The sequence below is a fragment of the Halobacillus sp. ACCC02827 genome (genome assembly GCF_030291935.1).
Classification (GTDB): Bacteria; Bacillota; Bacilli; order Bacillales; family Halobacillaceae; genus Halobacillus.
Window position 1 is genome coordinate 318,022 of record NZ_CP128168.1, and the last position, 22,576, is coordinate 340,597.

At 48.2% G+C, this 22,576-nt stretch carries 20 protein-coding genes; 12 read left to right on the plus strand and 8 right to left on the minus strand.

The window, feature by feature from the left end; genetic code table 11:
* Nucleotides 1–49: 49 nt before the first annotated feature.
* Complete coding sequence (locus tag QRD89_RS01725) at nucleotides 50–934, minus strand: alpha/beta fold hydrolase (RefSeq protein WP_286096174.1); 885 nt, start codon at nucleotides 932–934, stop codon at nucleotides 50–52.
* A 234-nt stretch (nucleotides 935–1,168) separates the two neighbouring features.
* Between QRD89_RS01725 and QRD89_RS01730 the strand changes: the two genes are divergently transcribed.
* Nucleotides 1,169–1,594 carry a pyridoxamine 5'-phosphate oxidase family protein gene (locus QRD89_RS01730; protein WP_008636282.1) on the plus strand — a complete coding sequence of 142 codons (426 nt, stop codon included), beginning with the start codon at nucleotides 1,169–1,171 and terminating at the stop codon, nucleotides 1,592–1,594.
* Between the two features lie 66 nt (nucleotides 1,595–1,660).
* Here the strand turns inward: QRD89_RS01730 and QRD89_RS01735 are convergent, their stop codons facing one another.
* Nucleotides 1,661–3,043: a DUF2254 domain-containing protein gene (locus QRD89_RS01735; RefSeq protein WP_162129273.1), complete on the minus strand. Its 1,383-nt coding sequence runs from the start codon at nucleotides 3,041–3,043 to the stop codon at nucleotides 1,661–1,663.
* A gap of 145 nt (nucleotides 3,044–3,188) precedes the next feature.
* On the opposite strand from QRD89_RS01735, the gene QRD89_RS01740 reads away from it, so the two are divergent.
* Together QRD89_RS01740 and QRD89_RS01745 are read left to right on the plus strand one after the other, a co-directional pair.
* Nucleotides 3,189–3,641 (plus strand): GNAT family N-acetyltransferase, encoded by a 453-nt coding sequence (locus QRD89_RS01740; RefSeq protein ID WP_026577014.1) that lies wholly within the window; start codon nucleotides 3,189–3,191, stop codon nucleotides 3,639–3,641.
* 78 nt (nucleotides 3,642–3,719) lie between these two features.
* Entirely contained in the window at nucleotides 3,720–5,174 is a 1,455-nt protein-coding gene (locus QRD89_RS01745; protein WP_286096175.1) for an aldehyde dehydrogenase family protein, read from the plus strand.
* A gap of 38 nt (nucleotides 5,175–5,212) precedes the next feature.
* Here QRD89_RS01745 and QRD89_RS01750 read toward each other — a convergent pair whose 3' ends face one another.
* The 4 genes from QRD89_RS01750 to QRD89_RS01765 form a co-directional block, all read right to left on the minus strand.
* Nucleotides 5,213–6,727: a SagB family peptide dehydrogenase gene (locus QRD89_RS01750; protein ID WP_286096176.1), complete on the minus strand. Its 1,515-nt coding sequence runs from the start codon at nucleotides 6,725–6,727 to the stop codon at nucleotides 5,213–5,215.
* 21 nt (nucleotides 6,728–6,748) lie between these two features.
* Nucleotides 6,749–8,692: a TOMM precursor leader peptide-binding protein gene (locus QRD89_RS01755; protein ID WP_286096177.1), complete on the minus strand. Its 1,944-nt coding sequence runs from the start codon at nucleotides 8,690–8,692 to the stop codon at nucleotides 6,749–6,751.
* Entirely contained in the window at nucleotides 8,689–10,503 is a 1,815-nt protein-coding gene (locus QRD89_RS01760; RefSeq protein WP_286096178.1) for a hypothetical protein, read from the minus strand. Before QRD89_RS01760 ends, QRD89_RS01755 begins: the two co-directional genes overlap by 4 nt.
* Nucleotides 10,504–10,622: 119 nt before the next feature.
* Nucleotides 10,623–10,880 carry a heterocycloanthracin/sonorensin family bacteriocin gene (locus QRD89_RS01765; protein ID WP_081594805.1) on the minus strand — a complete coding sequence of 86 codons (258 nt, stop codon included), beginning with the start codon at nucleotides 10,878–10,880 and terminating at the stop codon, nucleotides 10,623–10,625.
* A 179-nt stretch (nucleotides 10,881–11,059) separates the two neighbouring features.
* Here QRD89_RS01765 and QRD89_RS01770 point away from each other — a divergent pair, with 179 nt between their 5' ends.
* Nucleotides 11,060–11,911: a dimethylarginine dimethylaminohydrolase family protein gene (locus QRD89_RS01770; RefSeq protein WP_008636267.1), complete on the plus strand. Its 852-nt coding sequence runs from the start codon at nucleotides 11,060–11,062 to the stop codon at nucleotides 11,909–11,911.
* A gap of 35 nt (nucleotides 11,912–11,946) precedes the next feature.
* On the opposite strand, the gene QRD89_RS01775 is transcribed toward QRD89_RS01770, so the two are convergent.
* Nucleotides 11,947–13,131 (minus strand): pyridoxal phosphate-dependent aminotransferase, encoded by a 1,185-nt coding sequence (locus QRD89_RS01775; protein ID WP_286096179.1) that lies wholly within the window; start codon nucleotides 13,129–13,131, stop codon nucleotides 11,947–11,949.
* A gap of 131 nt (nucleotides 13,132–13,262) precedes the next feature.
* On the opposite strand from QRD89_RS01775, the gene QRD89_RS01780 reads away from it, so the two are divergent.
* Together QRD89_RS01780 and QRD89_RS01785 are read left to right on the plus strand one after the other, a co-directional pair.
* Nucleotides 13,263–14,594 carry an FAD-dependent oxidoreductase gene (locus QRD89_RS01780; RefSeq protein WP_026577007.1) on the plus strand — a complete coding sequence of 444 codons (1,332 nt, stop codon included), beginning with the start codon at nucleotides 13,263–13,265 and terminating at the stop codon, nucleotides 14,592–14,594.
* A gap of 73 nt (nucleotides 14,595–14,667) precedes the next feature.
* Nucleotides 14,668–15,762: a nitric oxide synthase oxygenase gene (locus QRD89_RS01785; protein WP_008633069.1), complete on the plus strand. Its 1,095-nt coding sequence runs from the start codon at nucleotides 14,668–14,670 to the stop codon at nucleotides 15,760–15,762.
* A gap of 18 nt (nucleotides 15,763–15,780) precedes the next feature.
* On the opposite strand, the gene QRD89_RS01790 is transcribed toward QRD89_RS01785, so the two are convergent.
* Nucleotides 15,781–16,563, minus strand: coding sequence for a carbon-nitrogen family hydrolase (locus tag QRD89_RS01790; RefSeq protein WP_286096180.1), 783 nt, complete (start codon nucleotides 16,561–16,563; stop codon nucleotides 15,781–15,783).
* A gap of 144 nt (nucleotides 16,564–16,707) precedes the next feature.
* Here QRD89_RS01790 and QRD89_RS01795 point away from each other — a divergent pair, with 144 nt between their 5' ends.
* From QRD89_RS01795 to QRD89_RS01820, 6 genes are all read left to right on the plus strand, one after another.
* On the plus strand, nucleotides 16,708–18,453 hold the full coding sequence (locus QRD89_RS01795; RefSeq protein WP_286096181.1) for a sensor histidine kinase: 1,746 nt from the start codon (nucleotides 16,708–16,710) through the stop codon (nucleotides 18,451–18,453).
* Nucleotides 18,450–19,181 (plus strand): LytR/AlgR family response regulator transcription factor, encoded by a 732-nt coding sequence (locus tag QRD89_RS01800; protein ID WP_286096182.1) that lies wholly within the window; start codon nucleotides 18,450–18,452, stop codon nucleotides 19,179–19,181. Before QRD89_RS01795 ends, QRD89_RS01800 begins: the two co-directional genes overlap by 4 nt.
* A 138-nt stretch (nucleotides 19,182–19,319) precedes the next feature.
* The gene (locus QRD89_RS01805; RefSeq protein WP_008633053.1) at nucleotides 19,320–20,762 is read left to right on the plus strand and encodes a carbon starvation CstA family protein; all 1,443 of its coding nucleotides are present in this window, start codon (nucleotides 19,320–19,322) and stop codon (nucleotides 20,760–20,762) included.
* A gap of 83 nt (nucleotides 20,763–20,845) precedes the next feature.
* A complete protein-coding gene (locus QRD89_RS01810) occupies nucleotides 20,846–21,121 on the plus strand; it encodes a GNAT family N-acetyltransferase (protein WP_008633051.1) in 276 nt (91 codons plus the stop codon).
* 15 nt (nucleotides 21,122–21,136) lie between these two features.
* Entirely contained in the window at nucleotides 21,137–21,598 is a 462-nt protein-coding gene (locus QRD89_RS01815) for a GNAT family N-acetyltransferase (protein WP_286096183.1), read from the plus strand.
* A gap of 67 nt (nucleotides 21,599–21,665) precedes the next feature.
* Nucleotides 21,666–22,547 carry a diacylglycerol/lipid kinase family protein gene (locus QRD89_RS01820; protein WP_008633046.1) on the plus strand — a complete coding sequence of 294 codons (882 nt, stop codon included), beginning with the start codon at nucleotides 21,666–21,668 and terminating at the stop codon, nucleotides 22,545–22,547.
* Nucleotides 22,548–22,576 lie beyond the last annotated feature (29 nt).

Genomic DNA, 22,576 nt, shown 5'->3' on the forward strand with positions numbered 1-22,576 from the left:
CCAATGCATCAAGGCGCATTGGAGCAAACTCCGGACTTTTTTTGTTGGATTAAGGATGCTCACCGCTTGTCGAACGCATTGGTGCTGTTTCCCACAAGAATTCAGCCACTATTGTGTCGACTTCCGCAAGCTCATGGAGGCCGGAGTGGGTTGCCTGAGGCTGGTAAATTCTTTCTTCGTAGTAACGGCCGAATGGAACGATGTCTTCCAGTCCGTGGACGCTTGAGGCGTGGACAAGACCATCCCAGTGCTCCTGCTCCGGGGCCTCCTTGTTGATGATTCCGGCCACCGCAAGGACGTCTACATTATCTGAGAAATGATCCTTATTCTTAACCATATCCTGGAGAGCATCAGAGTCTGGTCTCAAATCCACGGTTGCGGCCCCGTAATTGGATTCAAAATAGGAATCTTTCCGAATGCCTTTAAATGGACTGGCGATAGCAGCAACTTTCTTAACGGCAGGTACGCCGTCCGCAGGTTCGTTCAGTAAATAATTGATTGACGCTAACCCGCCCATGGAATGTCCGATAATATTTACTTGTTGAACATTGTAGCGGGAGTGAAGCTGGATCATCACGTTTTCGACCCATTTTGTTTGATTGGAAATACTGGCGCGATTATCTTCGAACAATATCTGCACGAACGGGTTCTTTGTCTGGGGGAAGCTTCCCTGGATGGAGAGGGTACCATCGTTCGCTACATAGACCGTCATCCTTTTTTTTCCCCAATTCATGGACTGCATCCGGTCCATCATGGTCTGGAAGCTCCTCGGCCCCCCTTTGAACCCGTGAATGAATAAGGTCGGTGTTACTTCTTCGCGCGGGTACGGTTCCGAGCTGCTCGATTTTGAATTGATCATCAGGATGAGCAGCCCTACAAATATAGAACCCAATGCAATATAAAGCCATTTCCAATTTTTCATTTGTAAAGTCATGGTTGTTCCTCCCGAATCCTGTCTTTCCTTCAGTGTAAAACAAGGAAGGCTTTGGATAAAACGATTTTATGCAAATTTGCGCATCCATGTGCAGAAACGGGTCTTCTTAGCTTGCCCTTAAAGAGCTGTGTCATGACCGGCGGCATATTTTTGTGTTTAGCTCTCGTTTATCGGGGAAAACTGGAAATGTATGAAAGACAGAGCAGCATATATGGAGAAGGGAGCTTGTTTGCATTGACACAAGATGAATTAAAGAGCCAGATTAAGCAGATTATGGAACAACATAAAATCGGTACGTTGGCTACCGTAAAGAATGACAAACCTCATACCCGTTACATGACATTCTGGAATGATGAACAATTCACATTCTATACTCCTACGAACAGCGACACACATAAAGCGGATGAAATTGAAGCGAATCCGAATGTCCATATTCTGATCGGCTATGAAGGCGAAGGATACGGGGATACGTACTTGGAAGTGGAAGGACAGGCGAAAATCCGTGAAGACCAGGAAATTAAAGAAGAGTTGTGGTCGGAGCGCATGAACCGTTGGTTTGATGGGAAGGATGATCCGAACTATATTGTCCTTGAAATTATGCCGGAAAGCATTCGTCTAATGAACGAAGGGGAAGATACGCCTGCAACGCTTGATTTGTAAAAGGATACAAAAAAGGAAACCTCGACTTGTTACAGTCCGGGGTTTCCTTTTTTATTTTTTCCGGATTTAAGAAGTTGGAAGTTCGTCGTAAAAGCGGCGTTCGATAGCGAAATAGTCCAATGTATTATTTGTAAGTTCTGCTAAGTGGTTCATCGCCTGCAGCAGAAAAGTCTTATCAAGCGTATAAATGACTTCTTCTTCGATATGGTCAAGCGTATCGCAGGCGAACTTCCACAGCATCTGGTGCTTAGATTCGTCGATGGATTCTGCCACCATCCCAAGACCTCTGATCAACTCCGTAATGATAAGGTGGTTGCTGCGCGCATAATGTCGTATAAATCCGAATCCCCTGTAAATATAGGATTCGAACGACTCAGACAGAAGCACGACTCTCGTCTGTTCCTCTTGGTCCATTAAATAAGGGGTGAAGGTGATGTAGTCCTCCACGGTAAGCATGAGATCGGCCATTTGATGGATCGTGTTGGTCGCTGTTTTGGGATCGTCATTTCCCAGTGCTTTAATCGCTACTTCCGCCAGTTTATGCATCCCCATCTGAATGTCCTGCAATTCCGTCTCCTTATGACCGATATGTACCATAGAACAATATTCTTTATAATCGTTGCCCGCTGCGCCGGGCCCCCAGTAGCTGAAGAGTGTATTCCCTTTCAATACATAGTCGCCGACTTGAGCGTGAAGATGGACGATAATGTCGTCTTTTCTCGCCTGTTCAATCATTTCCCGATAATCCACCAGCTGTATGTAGCCGGATACGGGTGATTTAATCTGACGGGCATCATCCTGGTATGCTTCCAACAAGTCTTCCGGGTTCTTTTTACGGTATGGTTCAAGGTCTCTATGCAGCGTTTGGTTAATCATTGTTTCTGACGTTTTTTTCATGGTGCTTGTAATGTTGTGGACCTGCATCCATGTCGTGGCATGGTTGATGAAATACACGAATGTGACGGCAGATATAAAGGTGAGCAGGACGGTAATAATCGGTACGGCTACGAAGAATTCACGTTGGGCATTTCCGATAAATAAGAAGGTAATCAATACATAGACGAAGTTGCCGTTGAAGATCCCGAGAGCATGTTGTGTCCGTTTATCCGAAACGAAGTTTAGAAGCATCCTTGGTGAAAACTGGCCGCTGAATGTCGTGAGGACGACAAGCAGGGAGTTCAATGTGAATGCGCTTAACGTCAGCATGCCCCCGATCAGCGTACTGACAAGCATGCGGGTAACTTCAGCGTTGATCTGAAATATGTTTTGAGTATATTGATTGACTTCTACGACGAGGTCAAGCGTCAGGGTGATCCCGACGACCACGAGGGACATAATGATATAGATGAACGGCATATACCATATAGCCATCTGCACCTCGTGCTTCCTCTGCCTCTTTGGCATCTGAAGATATTTTTTCAATGATATGGGAAGCATGTTGCTGAACATAACCAATCCTCCTAATTCCTTTTCCATTGCCGGGTTCCCTGAAATTATTCAGATAAAACGATTCGGAAAGAAATTGTAAAAAATTCTTTGTATCGGAAAGTCCGCTTCGATATAGTAAAGGAAAAAAGGTGAGGATGGGATGAAGATGAGATGGGTCAGGAAATCATTTGATGAGCTTAGCAAAGAGGAATTATACCGGATCTTAATGACACGGGTGGCTGTATTTGTCGTGGAGCAGGAATGCCCTTATCCGGAAGTCGACGGCAGAGATCAAGATTCTCTGCATCTGTGGCTGGAGGTGGATGGGGAGATAGCGGCATACTGCCGGATTATTTCTCCGGAAAATGTGGATGGCCATTACACGATTGGTCGTGTCCTGGTGACAGAGGACCATCGGGGGAAAGGCTATGCGAGGGCGATGATGACGGAAGCGGTTCGTCTGTTGGAGGAAGAATGGAAAGTTGGGAGGATCTTTCTTCATGGTCAGGAACATCTGCGCCACTTCTATGGATCCTTCGGCTTTGAGGAAATATCCGACGTGTATTTGGAGGATGGAATCCCGCATGTCGATATGATAAAGCAGACAGCAGGCGGCTGAGACGTTGGCTGCCGTTTGGATAATCTGATGCGAGGGTATCATACTCCTGTGGAAATCTTGAAATGGAGTGTGAATAGAATGAGCCCTAAAACATTTACGAAACAGTTTATAAACGGACGCTGGAAGAATGGGTCCAGCGATAAATTTGTCGAAAATATTAATCCTTACACAGAACAGTCGATCGCTTCTATCCCCTCAGCAAATGAGGAAGACTTGAACGAAGCATATGAAGCTGCCTATCAAGCTCAGAAGTACTGGATGAACACAACCCCAAGGGAAAAGCGGGGGTATTTCGACCGCCTGCTGGAGGTCGTTCAAGATAGAAAAGGTGAAATAGTCGACTGGCTCGTCAAGGAATCGGGAAGTACGATGGTTAAAGCCGAGGTGGAATTTCAAGCGACTGTAGGAATTATCAGGGAATCGGCTACGTTCCCCAACCGTATGGCTGGACAGATCCTTCCGTCTAATACTCCGGGGAAAGAGAATAGGATATACCGTTCGCCTAAAGGTGTGATCGGTGTCATTGGTCCATGGAATTTCCCGCTTCATTTAGCTGTTCGTTCGATTGCGCCGGCACTTGCTACGGGAAACACAGTCGTCGTTAAACCGGCCTCTGACGCGCCGGCGACATCGGGGCTCTTGATTGCCGACCTCTTTGAAGAAGCGGGATTCCCTGAAGGAGTGATCAATGTCGTAGTAGGGCGCGGATCGGAAATCGGGGATGCGTTTGTAACACACCCTTATGCAAAATTAATTTCCTTTACTGGTTCGACAGAGGTAGGGAGCCACATAGGTGAATTGGCTGGAAAGCATATTAAAGATACGGCGTTGGAACTCGGTGGTAACAATGCAATGATCATATTAGAGGATGCGGATATCGATCGTGCGGTTCAGGCGGCGACATTCGGGAAGTTCCTGCATCAGGGTCAGATCTGTATGTCGTTAAACCGGATCATTGTTCATGAACGTGTCCATGATGAATTCGTTGAAAAGTTTAAGCAAAAGGTGGAAAGCCTGAAGGTAGGCGACCCGGGAGAAAAAGATACAGTGGTCGGTCCCTTAATTAACAGAGATGCGGTAGAACGCATTCAGAAAGATATGAACGCGAGTGTGGAGCAAGGAGCGGAAATCCTTACAGGCGGAAAAGCGGAAGGGAATGTTTTTCACCCAACTATCCTTACTGGAGTGACCAATGATATGCCGATTGCTCAAAATGAGGTGTTTGGAGCAGTGGGAGCAGTAATTAAGGCGTCTTCCGAAGAAGAAGCGATTGAAATAGCCAACGGTTCTCCCTATGGTCTCAGCGGCTCCGTCTTTACGACAGATATCCACAGAGGAGTGGAGGTTGCCAAGCAAATTGAAACCGGTATGATTCACATTAATGATCAATCAGTGAACGATGAAGCTCATGTCGCCTTTGGCGGAGAAAAAGAATCCGGGCTCGGCCGTTTTAATGGCGAGTGGGCATTGGATAAATTTACGACTGTCAAATGGATTGGTGTTATGAATGGATACCGTGAGTACCCATTTTAATAAGGAGACCCTGCGTCCGACAAAGACGCAGGGTTTTTTTAGGCATGGAGAACACCGGACAGTCTGCTTTTCGGGGTATGGTAACCGATCGGAATCTGGATGAGTGTCGTCTGGTTCCGGATGTCTAATTGATAAATCGAGTCGGGAATGGGAACGTGAAATCCAAGCAGGGGGTGTCCGTTCATTCCTAAAGCGCTCGCTGCCAGTAATATTCGCTGCATCACCCTTCCGGCATGAATCAACTGCATCCGATAACCGCCTGCGTCTACATTCCTTGCTCCTGCCACATGAATGCATAAAGGCGTATGGTGAAGCGGGACGTTATGCATGGTCATCCCGGACTGCAGCATCTGGCGGAAATCGCCTTTTTCTATGGTTAGAAGAGAGTGGGAGGCAGGGTCGTATTCGTATGCTCCTGCATCTATTCTGTCAGTACCATTTATACATAAATAGATGGAAATGGATGATACATCCGGAAGAGTGGACTGTTTCAAAAGGGCCGCTATTTTCCCGGCATCCATAGATCTATCTATAAAATCCCCTTCGGGCGAGCAGCGGTTCATACATGCATCTCTGAAGGAAGAGGTGGTGGCGCGCGACTCAGAGAGTGGATAAATGTCTTTACCGTATTTTTCTTGCTGCGGTACGGATGCATTGGTACGGAAGAGGGAAGAGGAAGATAGAATGGCTGCTTCATGGAGCTGGAGGACATCCTGGTGTGGTTTTATATGTTTCGACCGTTGGTAACAGGTCGTCTGCACCGCTGGGATTTCCTCGATTAGAGATGACCCTGTAATCTCTTCCTTCCCAGTTGCAGCAGGTATCTCTTGTTCCGATAACGCCAGGATGCCCAGCGTCGTTTCTTCCAGACGATTGAGGCCGAGCAGGTGATCAGCTGCCTTATGAAGGAACGAAAGATGGACACGTGAATGCAAGCCGAATTGACGTGCTGTTTCCTCTGTCTGGCTGATTACTGCCCCCGCATCCAGGCCTTGCAGCCGGAATGAGAAGTTATGGTATTTAAAGAAATTCTTCCAATATATCGTTGTGATGAAACATACGGCTTTGCATGAAGAAACATCCAGACGAAGTCCAAGGGTTTTCGTTATATAGTCATCGAAGTTTCCTTCTCTTATTAATACGAGACGATGATGGGCGGCATCATAATGGTAGACGCCTTGTGCAAAAGGCGTCTCTTTCACATAAAGATACAGCTCGCTCGGATACAGTCCTCCTCCTGAAGGTGCGAAGCGGCGAAGCGAAGGGAAGGATGTAGATGTCTTCTCCTCCGAGTCTGCCGGCGTCGCCGTGTGGGCAAACTGGGTGAGTCCATATGCGAACCAAAGAAAATGACCGATCCATTCCGCCCCTTCTAATTTCCTTCTGCCTAGAGGGCTTGGGTTCAAAGGGATATGGTGATCCAGTAAGAAGGATGGCAGTTCTTTATACAGTTTGTAGGGAAGGGGGGCATCTTCCCAATCTACCTCCCAGTCGGAAGGGATGACCGCCTGGCTTTGAAAATGGAGACGGTACAGAAAGGACTCGGGGTGCATAGAAGCTCCTCCTGTCGATTGCTAAGGAAATGGATGTGGATGAGGATTCAGTTCCTCCAATCTTAATTTTCTTTCTTTGTATCCCAAGGCTTTCGGTACTTCTAATACTCGTTTCAAACCAGTGATTCTTCTGAGGTGATGGCCGAATGTCATTGGGAGTGCCCCTGGTATGATTACTTTTACACAATGAAGCCCGTTTTTTCGTATTTCTTCCGTTGTTTGATCCACAACGATGACATCTAAATCGTTAAGGTGCAGACGTTGCAGGACATCCATCAGGTCCTCTTTCAAGTCCTCCCGGCGGGGCGGAGGGGAATAACATTCACTGAATGTATGCCCTGGCAATTTTTGCTGAAGCAGAAAATCCAGCCGTTTTTCTGCTTCTTTCAACCCATAAAGCATGCCGTGGTCATCCATACTTCTAACCAATGCATCATCATGGAGCATCGGCATATAGGATGCTTTATTCCGGCGGAATATTTTGTTCAACGGTTCGATCATTCCTGCACTTTCAAACAATGCCCCTTTAATGGCTTTGATCGGATCGAGGTGTGCACCGCCGGCACATAGGAGATTCAGTCGCTCCTCCTTTTGATTTCGATTCTTAATGATTGTAAATACACTCGGAATTCCATGCTCCATCGTTGCGTCATAGAGGTGGAGATCATAACCCGAAATCTCTTCTAATCGCAGCAGCATCCATTGTAATTCCTGATCAGGTATAGTGGAGGGATCTATCCTCTTAAGTGGAAGCCTGGCATACCAGGAGAGGAGGAAAGAATCTCTCTCCAGTACTTCCATGATTCCGTAAAAAATCGCTTCCTCTCTGCTTCCCCCTATCGCACAGCCGTTGGATGTTTCAAAGACAAATCCATCTCCGCACCCGGTGCTGTAATAGGCGAGCCTTTCCGGAACCAATACGGGCTCCTTGCGAAGGAAGGAATACCCCCATACCCAGTTCGTTTTCCGTTCAGGATCGAAAGGAGTGAACGGGTGGTTTTCTGTTTCATAATCTTCTGCGGCGTGCACCCCTAATGAAAATGGATGGACTGCGGAAGGAAGGTTCTGAAAGCAATCGTAAACCGTCGTTCTTTTTCCTTTTGGATCTGTTCCGCAGAATCGTTCCAGTCCCTCAAGAATCGCTGTATTCTCACTCATTTGAAAGGAATTGGTTCTTCCTGCCGACCCTTCATCTGCGTGTGGAAGAGGCAGGTTGACGATGACATCGGAAAACGGTGTGTCAAGCTCTATCATTCTACTGTTAAGTAAGCCGGTCTGAGTATCCAGGTAATCATTTGAAAGGGATCGGCTGAGTTCTTCCATCGTCTTCGTCCGAAAGGTGGTGCTCGATATTTTTCTGTTTGATTGTATATCGATTTTTGCAGTCTCCCTGTCGTCAACCGGAACCGTGCCGCAGACGAAGCAATTCGAATCCGGAAGAACATAATGCAAAGAACGCTTCATTGTTTGGGTGGAAAACAAGGCAATATGGTCTGTGGTGCGTAACGGTCTGTCTTCCGCCCATGCTCTAACCTCTTCTATCAGCATAATGGCCATGCTCCTGATACGGAACGGATCCGGGCATTCTTCGGTAGTTCTTCCCGTTTCAACAAGAAAATGCTGTATAGAAGAGAGGTCTCTTCGTTGATTAGAAGCCATACGCCGGCGGTAATCGGCACATTGGGAGCATCCTTTTCTCTCCGGCTGAACGAATGGACCGATTATACCTTCTCCGAAGGAAAAAAAGGAACGCACCCATGGAATGTGGTTTTCTCTTGCGGCTTTTTCTGCCTGAAGATGCAGTCTTGGATTCCAGTGGTCATCCGCAAGAATCAATAAGTCTGTTTCCTGTGTCCAATTCTCCTGCCAGGAAGACATATACAGAAGATCATTCGGAAGGTTCCATTCTTCCTGAATACACGCCGCCAACCTTCCATTTCCAATAAGGGTAACCGATGGAGTCATGTCTTCTCCTCCTTCTCTACAACGCCGCAGACGGCTACGACTCCGTCTTCGGTAAACGGAGAAGCATGGACTTCTACGAATTCCAGTTTTTTTCCGTTCTTCTCCAACCTTTGGTTTACTTGATCAAATAAAACTTTCTCTTCATGGATAGACGGAATATTTACGGAAATAGTTGATGCAGCGGTTATTTGTTCGTAAGTACCTTTAGGGGGACGTATGTCTTCGCACAAGGCGAGTTTGCCCGCTTCCCGTATGGCCAGTGTCAGATTTGCGCCGCTGCAACCATGCCAGGCACCTCCTTTGGATTTCTGCCAAATGACAGGAAAACCGGCTTCGCTTTCACTCAATATCCATTCCATTTCCGGACGGACCATTTGTAAAGCTCTCAAGTAGTAACGACATTCCGGATCGCTTACATCGTCGAAAACCAAGTATTCTCCTCGTTTACGGAACGTCTGCTTCTGAAGCCAGTAATGCACAGCGCGCAGGGATGCTTCGTGTATCGATCCGCCCGCTCCGATCGACATCTGCTCTCCATGAGACTGCATGGAGTGGAGATACCGTTCAATTCCTGCAAGCCCCGCCTCACACCTTGCCTCTTCATGGGTTAAGGCTGCGACATTCACCGCTGGAAGAAGGGCGGGGAAATCGCTGCCGGCACTTTTCACCTGAATGGTACAGCGCGATAAAGGAAGCTGCTCTGCGTCCCCTTCCTCCCAATAATGAAAGATCCCAAGAGGGGATTCCGCTAAGGATTGGAAATAAAGAAGCAGATCTTTCGTTTCTGTCCTGGTGGTCGGCGTTTTCCTCATGATTTTCGAGTGCATCATACGGGGGAGCGGCTTACAGGAGTGCCAGTCACCTTCCAGCGTTTCTTTATCAAGGATATAGAAATAGTTCGAATGATAAGGCTCGTTAATGCCTGCTTCATGCTTGAACCATTCAAAGACCAGGGAATGGGCAAGGAGTCCATCCGTCACACCAGAGAACGGTGGGGCATTGTCGCTGACCCAATCCGCCGGGAGGTGTTTCCAAATCGATGTCCATCCTCCGTCTTCAGAGTGGATGACGGGTCCGGCCATCGCTTTCCTTCCTAAATCAATCAAGGCAAAGAATGGAGTTTCATGTTCACAACAGAACTTATAGATGGATTCGCATTTTTCGCGCTCTTGGGCAGCACCGGCAAACAAAACGGCATCAACGTCATGGATGAACTTTTTCCAGCTGCCCGTTTGAGAGAAGGAAATCTGCAGGTTTATGTCCGGATCGTTAGCTGCTTCCCTGGTTTCGAGCTCATTCATTTTCGAGAACTCCTTCTGATTCTTTTCGGTCATATGGACATGGATGGACGTCAAACCGGATTGCAGCAGGGCGGTAGTAAGGGTAGTGGCTTTGCGCCCCTCTGCAAGGATAAGTACGCGCTTCCTTCGCCATTGTTCCATGTGCCATCCCGGGGAATCTGCACGAGTCTCCAAATACTCCAGCTGTGAGCCGAATTTTTTTGCTGCGTGAACAGGCAGATGGTGAGATTTGTCCGATGCCGTGTCCCGTAGAAACCCATTGTGGAAAAGGGTGGAGGTGATGTCGTGGATTCGCTGTGCATACGCCTCAGGAAGGCCTTCCATCAGGCTCTTCAGGGTGTGTTCCCCCGTGTACATGGGAACCAGTTTATCGATCCAGGTCGTGATGCTTCCCCCTTCCATACGAAATGATCCATTATTGTTACGGAAATACATAATGTCTTCGGATTCCGGCATATAAAAGGTCCCTTTTTTCAGTTTCGGCCGCATCGACGGTGCTAATTGAGTCATTCTCCTCCTCCTCGTCCGTAAACCATACTCCATTTTGATTCTATGTAGAGCTGTTTGTCTCTTATGAATAGAAAAAACCCCTGCATCGAACACAGCAGGGGTCGATCAATCTCATCTCCTTAACGGCCGCATCTTGCGCATCCGCCACAACGGGCGCATCCACCGCACCCGCCGCATCTTGCACAACCGGCACAACCTCCGCATCCGCCACAACCACCACAACCAGCACATCGGAAGCAGTTAAAGCATCCGAAACAACCGAATACACACAAGCGGGCGTCGTTGCCGTACACATTTGCCTGATCGTTTGGTGTTAATGGTTGAGCACGGTATTCCCCGACGTTCAAGTTCTGCAGGTCATTCTTGAAATGATTCATGTCCGTCCCCTCCTTCAAGGATTGTTCCAGCGAAAGAATCATCGCTTCCTCCACAAGTTATGAAAAAGGGTTGGGCAACGTTCCTCAAAGGATTTCAAACATGTTTTGTCGAATAATTGGTTAACGTAAGAAAGATAAGGGAATGGTTGAGCATAAGTAGAAATTGGAGGGTGGGCAAGATGGAAGGTGTGACGGAAAGTGAAAAAGTGGGTTGCAGGACGGAATATGCGACACTTAAGAAAGTACTTGTTTGCAAACCGGCTTATATGAAAATTGGAGAGGTCATTAACGAAACGCAGAAGCACTATGGTGACGTTGGTATCGATACCAGCATTGCTTTAAAGCAGCATGAAGCGTTTGTCCGTGTTCTGCAGGACTTCGGTGTAGAAGTGTTGGAAATGCCAGCAGAACACCGGCTGAATGAGCAGGTGTTTACAAGAGATATTGCCTTTACCATTCACGACAGGCTTTTCATCGCCTCCATGAAACAGGCCGTAAGAAGAGGCGAAACCGAAGCGTTATCGAAGTGGCTGACACAAGAAGGTATCCCTGCAGAAAGGCCGTTGTCGTCCTCTATTGAAGGCGGAGACGTCATCATCGACGAGGATACGATCTGGGTGGGGATAAGCGGGAGGACGAGCGAAGAAGGGGCAAGTGAACTGGCCGCCCGCCTTCCGGATTATCGCATGGAGCCGCTCTGCCTGCAGGAAGACATCCTTCATCTGGACTGTGTTTTTAATATCATAAGCCCTGAGACAGCGATCATTTATCCTCCCGCATTCACGAAAGAAGGACTGGAGAAGATCAAGTCACGCTTTCGACTGATACCTGTTACAAAGAAAGAGCAGTTCTATATGGGACCGAATGTGCTTTCCATCGGAGAAGGACGAGTAATCAGTCTTCCTCAAAACGATCGGTTGAACGGGGTCCTGCAGTCGGAAGGCTTTGAAGTCGTCCCGGTCGATTTTTCAGAGATCATTAAATCCGGCGGGTCTTTCCGATGCTGCTCGATGCCGCTGCAGCGACAATAAAAAGACGAGCGCTCCATATAAGCGCTCGTCTTTTTTTATGCTTCCGTGGAGGAAAGAAATTCCTCGAATCGGCGGACAGATTCCTGAAGCTTCTCTTCGGAATTGTTGAGTCCGATCCGTACGTATCCTTCCCCGTGAGTACCGAATCCGACCCCGGGAGCTACGAACAACCCGACTTTTTGTAAAAGGGCATCTGCAAAAGATTGGGAGTCGTATCCAGCCGGGACTTTGAGCCATACGAAGAAAGACCCTTTGCACGGCATGACGTTGTATCCAGCTTCTTTTAAACCGGTAACGAGCAGGTCACGTCGCTCTTCATACGTATCTCTCAGTTCATGGACGCACGCCTGGGAGCTGAGTAGAGCGGTGGCGGATGCTTCCTGTAAGGCACCGAATAAGCTGCAGAAGTAGTGATCCTGAATCAGCTCAAGCGCTTCGATGACACTTGGATTGCCTACAGCGAACCCGACACGCCACCCGGCCATGTTATAGGTTTTGGACATGGTATATACTTCGACTCCGACGTTCTTGGCACCATCGACTTCCATGAAGCTGAGAGGTTTCTTTCCGTCGAATCCAATCGCCCCGTAGGCGAAGTCGTGGATGACACAGACATCGTTTTTCTCAGCTTCCGCAATGGTCCGTTCGAAAAATTCACGATCGGCAATCGCACCGGTCGGGTTATTAGGGTAATTGAGGAACATCATTTTCGCTTTTTGGAAGCTCTCTTCATCGATCTGGTCGTAATCCGGCAGAAAATCGTTCTCTTCCAGAAGGGGCATGGACTTCATTTCCGCGCCGACCATTTCAATTCCTGACCAATAATCAGGGTACCCGGGATCTGGAACCAGCGCGATATCACCCGGATCAAGTAAACATTGGCATAATTCCACCAGGCCGGTTTTACTGGCAGGGAGGAGGGCTACCTCTGTCTTTGGATCGATATCGACCCCGTACTCCCGCTGATAGTACTCGGAGACGGCGTTTTTCAGGAAATCGAAACCGTGGAAGGGTGGATATTTGTGATATTCCGGATTTTCAGAAGCTTGCTGGAGCGATTCTACGATATGATTCGGGGTCGGCTGGTCTGGGTTTCCCTGTCCCAAGTTAAGGACCTCCATGGTCGCTTCTTTCTCAAATGCGGCCAGTTTATCGATCAGTGTAGCGAAGAATTGGTCAGGAAGACGCTTTAATGCTTTGGATTGCGGGAATTGTTTCATAGGTATCACCTCGGTTAGTTGTTGGAAAAGTCGAACAAAAAAACATTAAAGATAGTGTAACATGATGATGACGCGTGTGGGAACAATAGGTGCAAAGAATAGGAAAGCAGATAAGGATGAGGTGAAAGCAGATGAAGTTACTGATCATCGGAGGAGATGCTGCGGGGATGAGTGCAGCGATGCAGATAGTACGCAATAGTGAAGGTCATGAAATCATCGTGTTTGAGAGAGGAGAAATAACGTCCTACGGTCAGTGCGGCCTGCCTTATGTACTGAGTGGAGACGTGGACGATGCGGAAGACTTAATCGCACGTGACCCGGAGACGTTTCGGTCTAAATACGGAATCGACGTGCGGACGAACCACTTGGTCGAGAAGGTGGATTGTGATCGAAAGGTCGTCCATGGAACCGACGACAGAACCGGGGAAGCCTTTGAAGAAAAGTACGACAGGCTATTGATTGCTTCCGGTGCTTCTCCTGTTCTGCCGCCATGGGAGGGAAAGGATCTTCCCGGCATTTACACCTTGAAGACGATCCCGGATGTGGAGGCCATTAGGAAAGACATGACTCCCGATACGAAACGAGTGACAATCATTGGGGGCGGTTATATCGGACTTGAGTTGGCGGAAAGTTTCGTAACGATCGGTAAGGAAGTCCGTCTAATTCAGCGGGGGTCCCAGCTCGGTGAAATGTTTGATGAGGAAATGGCCTCCTCCATCCATGAGGAAGCGGAAAAGCACGGAGTGGATCTGCATCTTAATGAGTCGGTAGAAGCCTTCCGCGGGGAAGGGCGGGTTCGTACCGTTTGTACAGATCAAGGGGAGTATGACACGGACCTTGTCATCGTAGCAGTCGGTGTGACGCCTAATACTTCTTTTCTTGAGGGGACAGGCATCTTTAAGGGTCTGAAGGATGCTGTTTCGGTCAATGCCTTTATGGAGACAAGTATTCTCGACATCTATGCTGCTGGTGACTGCGCTATGCAGTACCATCGGGTCAAACAGAAGCTTGATTATATACCGCTTGGTACGCATGCGAACAAACAGGGGCAGATTGCCGGGTTGAATATGGTTGACCAGCACAAGTCGTTTCACGGAATTGTCGGGACCTCTATTCTGAAATTCTTCCACTTGTCCCTTGGACGAACAGGTTTAAGTGCTAAAGAAGCAGAGAGGGAGAAGATTCCTCATTTATCGGTCACCATCGATTCCACCCATGCAGCCGGCTATTATTCCAAGGATGATCCGATGACGGTAAAGCTCGTCTATCACCAGTCTTCCCGGCGTCTGCTCGGCGGGCAGATCATCGGAGGAAGGGGTGTGGATAAAAGGGTGGATGTCCTTGCAACCGCTCTCTATCATGACATGACAGTGGATGATCTTCAGGACCTGGATTTATCGTATGCTCCTCCGTTCAACAGCGTATGGGATCCGATACAACAGGCTTCCCGTCGAGCTGAATAAGCGTTTCTTACTAGAGGTTCCACCATTTATGGTAGGATAAAAGCAGTAAGGAACGTACAGGAGGATTCAAGCTGTGAATATAGATCTATATGAAAAGGCGGAATCGTTCATCCGCCAATACTACCATGAACAAGGGGCGACCGGTTCGGAGGAGAGGCTTGAGCAGATAAAACAGGAGATCAGCCTGACAGGGACCTATACCCACACTTTTGAAGAGCTGGAGTACGGTGCGAAAGCCGCTTGGAGAAACAGCAACCGGTGTATCGGCCGGTTATTCTGGAACAGTTTGAAGGTGTTTGACCGTCGTCACCTGAATACAGAAGAGGATATCTTCCATGCTCTTATTGATCATCTGGATTATGCTACGAATAACGGAAGAATCCGCTCCACCATCACTATATTTCGACCGGAACAAGAAGAGGGAGCCGTACGAATATGGAATCACCAGCTGATCCGATACGCCGGTTATGAAGAGGAAAGCGGTATTGTCGGGGATCCTGCTTCCATCGATATAACGAAAGAGTGTATGGCGCGGGGCTGGTCCGGTTCAGGGGGGGCGTTCGATGTCCTGCCTCTTCTCGTTCAAATCGGTGATCAGGAACCTGAGATGTTTGATATTCCACAGGAAAGCATATTGGAAGTTTCTCTTCGTCACCCGGAGTTGGAGTGGTTCGAAGACCTTGGTCTTCGTTGGCATGCTGTGCCTGTGATTTCCGATATGCGCTTGGAAATAGGCGGCATCCATTATACAGCGGCGCCGTTTAACGGATGGTACATGGAAACAGAAATTGGTGCCAGAAACTTGGCAGACGAATTCCGCTATAATCTGCTTCCTGTTGTTGCAGAAGCGATGGGGCTCGATACGAAAAGGAATAGAACGCTATGGAAGGATCGGGCCTTGATTGAGCTTAATCAGGCAGTCCTCCATTCTTACAAAGAAGATAAGGTAAGCGTGGTTGATCACCATACGGCAGCTCAACAATTCCAGCTCTTTGAGAACAAAGAGCACCAATGCGGCCGTGAAGTCACCGGCGATTGGTCTTGGCTGATTCCGCCGGTTTCTCCTGCTTCGACGCACATTTTTCATTCCAGTTATGAGAACCGGATCGAAACACCGAACTATTTTTATCAGGAACCTGCTTATAAGAAGAACCTTGCACCGGAGTAATCGATGCAAGGTTCTTTTTTATTCATATAAATCCGGGCGTCGGTCCTGGAAAATAGGAATTTGTTTTCGGATATCCTCTACAGCTTCCCAATTTACTTCTGCGTATAGGATTTCTTCTTCGGACCCAGCTTCGGCAAGTACTTTCCCCCATGGGTCGATGATGACGGAATGGCCGCCGAATGTGTTGGCTTCATCAGAGCCGACACGGTTGCAGGCCATCACGAAGCACTGGTTTTCAATCGCTCTGCTGATCAGAAGATTTCGCCAATGATCCACGCGCGGCTTCGGCCATTCGGCAGTGACGAACAGTGCTTTGGCTCCATGAATCATATGGGAACGCAGCCATTCCGGAAAGCGGATATCGTAACAGATAACGGCGGCCAGCGGAGCGCCCTCCAAATGGAACAAGCCTTTCTCGTTCCCTGATTCCAGGAACTTTTCTTCGTCCATCAGTCGGAACAGGTGGGCTTTTCGATAGGACAGGATCCGCTCACCCGAGGGGTCATACGCGACAAATGTGTTGTAAAAGACGTCATCTTCCCGTTCGGCAACCGATCCCATAATGGTCACTTCATAATCACATGCCATTTCTTTCATTAACAGATGTGTTGGTCCACTCATCGTTTCTGCAAGTTCATCGAAACGGGATAGATCGTAACCCGTCGTCCATAGTTCAGGTAACACAATTACAGAGCTCCCGTTTTCAGCTGCCTCTTTGATTTTTTCAGCTGCCGCTTTCCGGTTTGCCTCCGGGTCGCCAAGTACAATGTTCATTTGAATAATAGCTATTTTCTTCATCATTAGGATCACCTCATTTCCAAAAGTGTACCAAAGAAAGCGGGGGATTGCCTGTATTTTCTGAATATATCTCGTTTTGCTCCTTTACATGAACCGTTTTCAAACATGGTACAATAAGTGAAAAAAGTACAGAGAGGAAGGCGAGCGATGTTTGAACTGTTCCTTCCCATGTTGGAGCGACTCGGTATCATCGTGACCGTCGCTTTCATCATAACGAGGTTCCGTTTTTTTCGGGAACTGATCGATAAAAAGACCTTGGATTCCGGACAGCAGTTCATGGCTGTCGTCTTTTTCGGGGTGTTCGGTATCATCGGCACCTATACAGGGATTACCTACAATACGGATTCATTGGATTTCGGGAGGTGGGCCTTTAATTTAGGAGAATCGGAAGCGCTTGCTAATTCCAGAGTCATCGGAATTGTGGCTGCCGGATTATTCGGAGGGTACCGGATTGGAATCGGAGCAGGCGTAATCGCCGGGCTGCACCGGTTTTCTCTTGGTGGTTTCACCGGTCTTGCCTGCGGAATCTCTGCTGTCGTGGCCGGGCTCCTTGCCGGCTTGTTCCATAAGAAAGACAGACCATTAAAGCTGACAACGGCCCTGCTCGTCGGTGCATTGGCGGAGACGGTGCAGATGGGCATCATTCTCCTTACTGCGTCCCCTTTTTCAAGAGCGTGGGGGCTTGTTCAGGAAATCGGCTTACCCATGATTGCCGCGAACGGTGTCGGGGCTGCATTGTTCCTGTTAATCATACGGAATGTGCTTCATGAAGAAGAGAAAGTAGGAGCTCTTCAAGCTCAGAAAGCATTAAAGCTGGCGGAGTCCACCGTTTCTCATTTAAGAAAAGGATTGTCTGCCCAGTCGGCAGGACAGGCCTGCCGTATCATTTATGAAGAAGTGGATGTCAGCGCAATTTCCATGACGGATAAGAATGATATCCTTGCCCATGTAGGTCTTGCTGATGATCATCATAAGTCCGGAGTTCCGATTCAGACAGATGCGACGAAGCAGGTCATCAGAGACGGAAAGATGGCGATAGCAGGTCACGAAGAGATTCATTGTCAAACGGCAGGATGCCCATTAGGAGCGGCAGTCATCGCTCCGCTGATGAAGCGGCAGGAAGTAGTGGGCACGTTGAAATTCTATGTGCGTTCAGAAAAGGATATATCCAATGTACTGATTGAGTTGATTCAAGGGTTGAGTGCGCTCCTCAGCCAACAACTGGAACTTGCCGATGCGGAAAGAGCGCAGGAACTTGCTAGAGAAGCGGAAGTGAAAGCTCTCCAGGCGCAGGTGAATCCGCATTTTCTGTTCAATTCCTTAAACGTAATCGTATCCTTGACGAGAACAGAGCCGGATCGTGCCCGCTCCTTGTTAATAGCGCTCTCTAAGTTCTTCCGCCAGAACCTCAATGCGACACGGAAAACCTGGATTACCTTAGAAGAAGAATTGAAGCATGTGAAGGCATACCTGTTGATCGAAGAGACACGATTTGTGGATCGTCTCCACGTCTATTACGACGTAGATGAAGCTGCTTTGACAGCAAGGATAGCCCCATTGACGCTTCAACCCTTAGTGGAGAACTGTATGAAGCATGGAATTAAAGATCAGGATGGAGAAGCGGTTATCCGAATTTCTGTCAAAGCAGAGGAGGACGGCGTCCGTGTCTCCATAGAAGATAATGGCACAGGGATCGATCCCGAACGCTTGGAAACGCTCGGAACAGATTACGTCGATTCACATAATGGTACCGGCTTTGGTATTTATAACGTGAACAGACGGTTGGAGCACATGCATGGAAAAGGATCCACACTTTCGATTAAAAGTGAGCATGGAGCGGGTACGGAAATTACGTTTTTATTGCCCGTGGAAAGGCAGGAGATTACACGATGATGGAGAAAATACGTGTAGTGATCGTTGATGATGAACGTTTCAGCAGAGAAGAATTGAACTTTCTTCTGAATCAATACCCAGAGCTCGAAGTGGTAGGAGAAGCAGGGTCCGGAGAAGAAGCGGTGATGAAGACGCTCCAGCTTCAACCGGACGTATTATTCCTGGACGTGGAGATGCCGAAGATGGACGGCATGGAAGTAGCGAAAGCTGTTCAGGAATTAAAGAAACAGCCCATTATTGTGTTTGCAACGGCATATCCCGATTTTGCTGTCGAAGCGTTCCGTCACCAGGCGGTGGACTATCTATTGAAGCCGTTTGAGGAAGAGCGCCTGAACGAGACGGTGGAACGGGTGATCCGGCTGATGCAGCCGGAAATGGAAACTTTGTCTCAAACCGGCCCGTCAAGGCTTGCTGTCGAGGGGGAGGAGCGTATTGATTATATCGACCCCGGAGATATCATGTATGTGTACCGCGATGGGCGGGTGACCAAGATTGCAGGAAGAAACGGCACCTACGAGACGAAGGCTCCTTTGAAGGAAATCGAAGAGCGGCTGCGGTCTTATTCCTTTTATCGGATTCACAAAAGCTATCTTGTTAACTTGGACTATATCGATCGGTTGACTCCATGGTTCAACGGAGCGTATCAGCTCGAACTGAAAGGAACAGAGGAGCGTCTGTCTGTCAGCAGAAACTATGTGAAAGGCTTGCGTAAACAATTAGAGCTATAGGAGTACCCGTGCTGTTTTTCAGTACGGGTATTTGACGTGTTGGGCCGCCTATTCGACATCTTAAGCTGGAAACGACTCATGAAAGCGTTATCCTGGTACATTATTTGTAAGCGATTACAATGATGGGGAGGAAAATCCATGATTACGTTTCTGGTCAGTATTGCTATTTTAATTGTCGGTTACTTCACATATGGTAAGTACGTAGAGAAAGTTTTCGGTGTCAATGAAAAACGTCAGACGCCTGCTTATTCCCACGGCGACGGGGTCGATTATCTGCCGATGGGAGAGAAGAGAAATTCCTTGATTCAATTACTGAATATCGCCGGTGTCGGTCCCATCTTCGGTCCGATCCTTGGTGCTTTATACGGTCCTGTTGCGTTTCTATGGATTGTGTTCGGCTGTATCTTTGCCGGTGCCGTCCATGATTATTTGACAGGTATGATTTCGATCCGTAACCGTGGTGCGCACCTTCCTGAGCTTGCCGGTAAATTCCTTGGTAAAGTGATGAAGCATGTGGTGAATGCCTTTGCTATTCTTTTGCTGGTCCTTGTGGGAACGGTCTTCGTCACCGCCCCTGCAGATCTTCTGCACAATATGACGAGCAGCTGGTTGTCTCTACCTGTAATTCTAGCAGCTATTTTCGTTTACTATCTGTTGGCGACGATGCTTCCGATCGATAAAATCATCGGGCGGTTCTATCCGATCTTCGGCGCCCTTCTAGTTGTCAGTGCTCTTGGTGTCGGCATCTCGTTGATTGTGACAGGAGCACCAATTCCTGAGCTCAGCCTTACGAATATGCACCCGGATAATGCGCCGATCTTCCCGCTGTTGTTTCTTACTATTTCCTGCGGAGCTCTTTCCGGCTTCCATGCTACTCAGACGCCGATCATTTCCCGTACGACTCAGCAGGAGAAGCAAGGGCGCCGCATCTTCTATGGCATGATGATTGCAGAAGGAATTATCGCCATGATCTGGGCCGCTGCAGCCATGAGCTTGTTCAACGGCTCTGCCGGTCTGAATGAAGTGCTTGCTTCCGGTGGACCTGCTGCGGTGGTAAGCGAAGTGTCGATCGCTATGCTTGGAGCAGTCGGCGGAACGCTTGCCGTCCTTGGTGTCATCATTCTCCCGATCACTTCCGGAGATACTGCTTTCCGAAGTGCCCGAATGATCATTGCTGATTACCTGAATATTTCCCAGAAGAAGATTATGAGCCGGTTGTGGATCGCCCTGCCGCTGTTCGTTATCTCCTTCGTATTGACCCGCGTCGATTTCACTCTGCTTTGGAGATACTTCTCCTGGGCTAACCAATCGACGGCCGTCATTGCCTTATGGGTTGGAGCAATGTATTTATTCCTTGCCAGGAAGAACTATTTCATTGCAGCTATCCCGGCAACATTTATGACAATGGCTACCTTTACGTACATTCTTAATGCACCGATCGGCTTCGGGCTTTCTATCAATATTTCCTATATCCTGTCCGCCGTCATTACGGTAGCGATTGTAGCGGCATTCTTTATCGCCGCAAGGAAAGGATTGAATCGTAATATTCCGCTGGAGGAAGAACTGAAACCGACTGCATAAAGATAAACACCTGCTGGATCATTCCGGCAGGTGTTTTTTCGCAGGTGGAAAATGGGTATGCTCTTATAAAAGGAGTGATAACAATGGACAGAACAATACATGAATCCAAAGGAGAATTTTATATCGGTGGTGTGGACAGCCCTGATGCCCAGTTGTTTTTTGAAGAGGATGACAATGTGATCACCATCACAAGTACAGAAGTGACACCAGCCCAGCGAGAGCAGGGACTCGGAAAAGATCTGGTTGATCATGTCGTCAACTATGCAAGAAAAGAGAAGAAGAAGGTAGATCCTGTTTGCTCGTTTGCATACGATGTGATAAAAAGTACACCAGAGTATCATGTAGTTTGGAAAGAGTGAAGGAGGAAGCAATACATGGAAGTCCGTGAGCCTTTGGAGCGCGACTTGATGCATTTTACAAGATACAGCATCGATTTTCTTCATGTGATGAAAGAGAGGGAGATAACCAAGGAAGCGAGAGCGGAGCAGCTTAGAGAAAGGAAATTCTGGGCTGCCGACGTTTTCCTCTCTGAAGATCCGAAACAGAAACTGTACGTCGCTGAAGTTCAGGGACGGATGACAGGGTATGCCCTTGGAAGAATGGATGACAATAATCAAGGTACAATTCAAGAAATATATGTGGACGAATTTTATCGGCGGGAAGGGATCGGTTCCCACCTCTGCCGGGCAGTATTGGCTTGGATGGACGAGCAAGATGTCAGCGATGTGCGGGTGTCGCCACCATTCGATCTGCAACGCAGCCTGGACGGGTTTCTAAGAGCCGTCGGTTTTTGCCCGGTGCAGACAACTTATTCGTTCCAGAAAAATTCACGTTAGAATGCGTTTCTTCTCCTCTGTGAAAAGGAAAGAAGAGAGCAGAGGCAAGCGGAGGAGGAATACAGGTATGGATAAAGCGATGATTATAGTGAACCCTTCATCTGGGAAAGAAGAAGCGTTGGATCATGTGAAACGGATCGAGGAGATTTTGGAAGAGAAAGGATATCAAACGAAGGTTGTGCAGACAGAGAAAGAATTGGATGCCACCAAGTATTGTCAGGACGCTTGTAAAGATGAATTCCGTCTGGTCGTTTCGATGGGAGGAGACGGTACCCTGCATGAAACCATCAATGGAATGGTTGACCAAGATCATCGGCCCTTGCTTGGCATCATACCACTCGGGACGGTGAATGATTTCGCAAGAGCGCTTGATATACCCCTTCATATCGAGGAAGCGATTGAAGTGCTCCGTTCGGATCGAACCAAACAGGTCGATATCGGGAAGTTCAATGAGGACTATTTCGTCAACATTGTCGCGGCGGGAGCCATTGCAGAGGCCGTCTATGACGTCTCCCCTGATTTGAAGACAAAATTCGGTCCTTTCGCCTATATTGTCGAGGGTGTGAAAACCCTCACCGCCAACTCAAGCTACCCGCTCAGGATCGATTACGACAATAAGGCCTGGGAAGGGGAGGCGCTTCTTTTTCTCGCTGCATTGACCAACTCGACAGGCGGATTCGAGAAGATGGCACCGGAGGCGGAAGTGAATGACGGTGTCATTCATTGTTATGTCGTTCCGAAAGTGAGCATGATTCGTCTAGGTTCGATACTAACGGCAATCATGAGGGGCAACTTGAAGAGTGTGGAAGGTGTCCATTACTTTACAGCAGAAAAAGTAAGGCTGACTTCCGAGGCGGAGCTTGTCACAAACGTAGACGGAGAAGAGGGGGCGGGTCTGCCGGTGGAACTGGCGATTCTTCCTTCCCACATTGACGTCCTTGTTCCTTGATGGAACAGGACGGCGACAGATACAGCAGG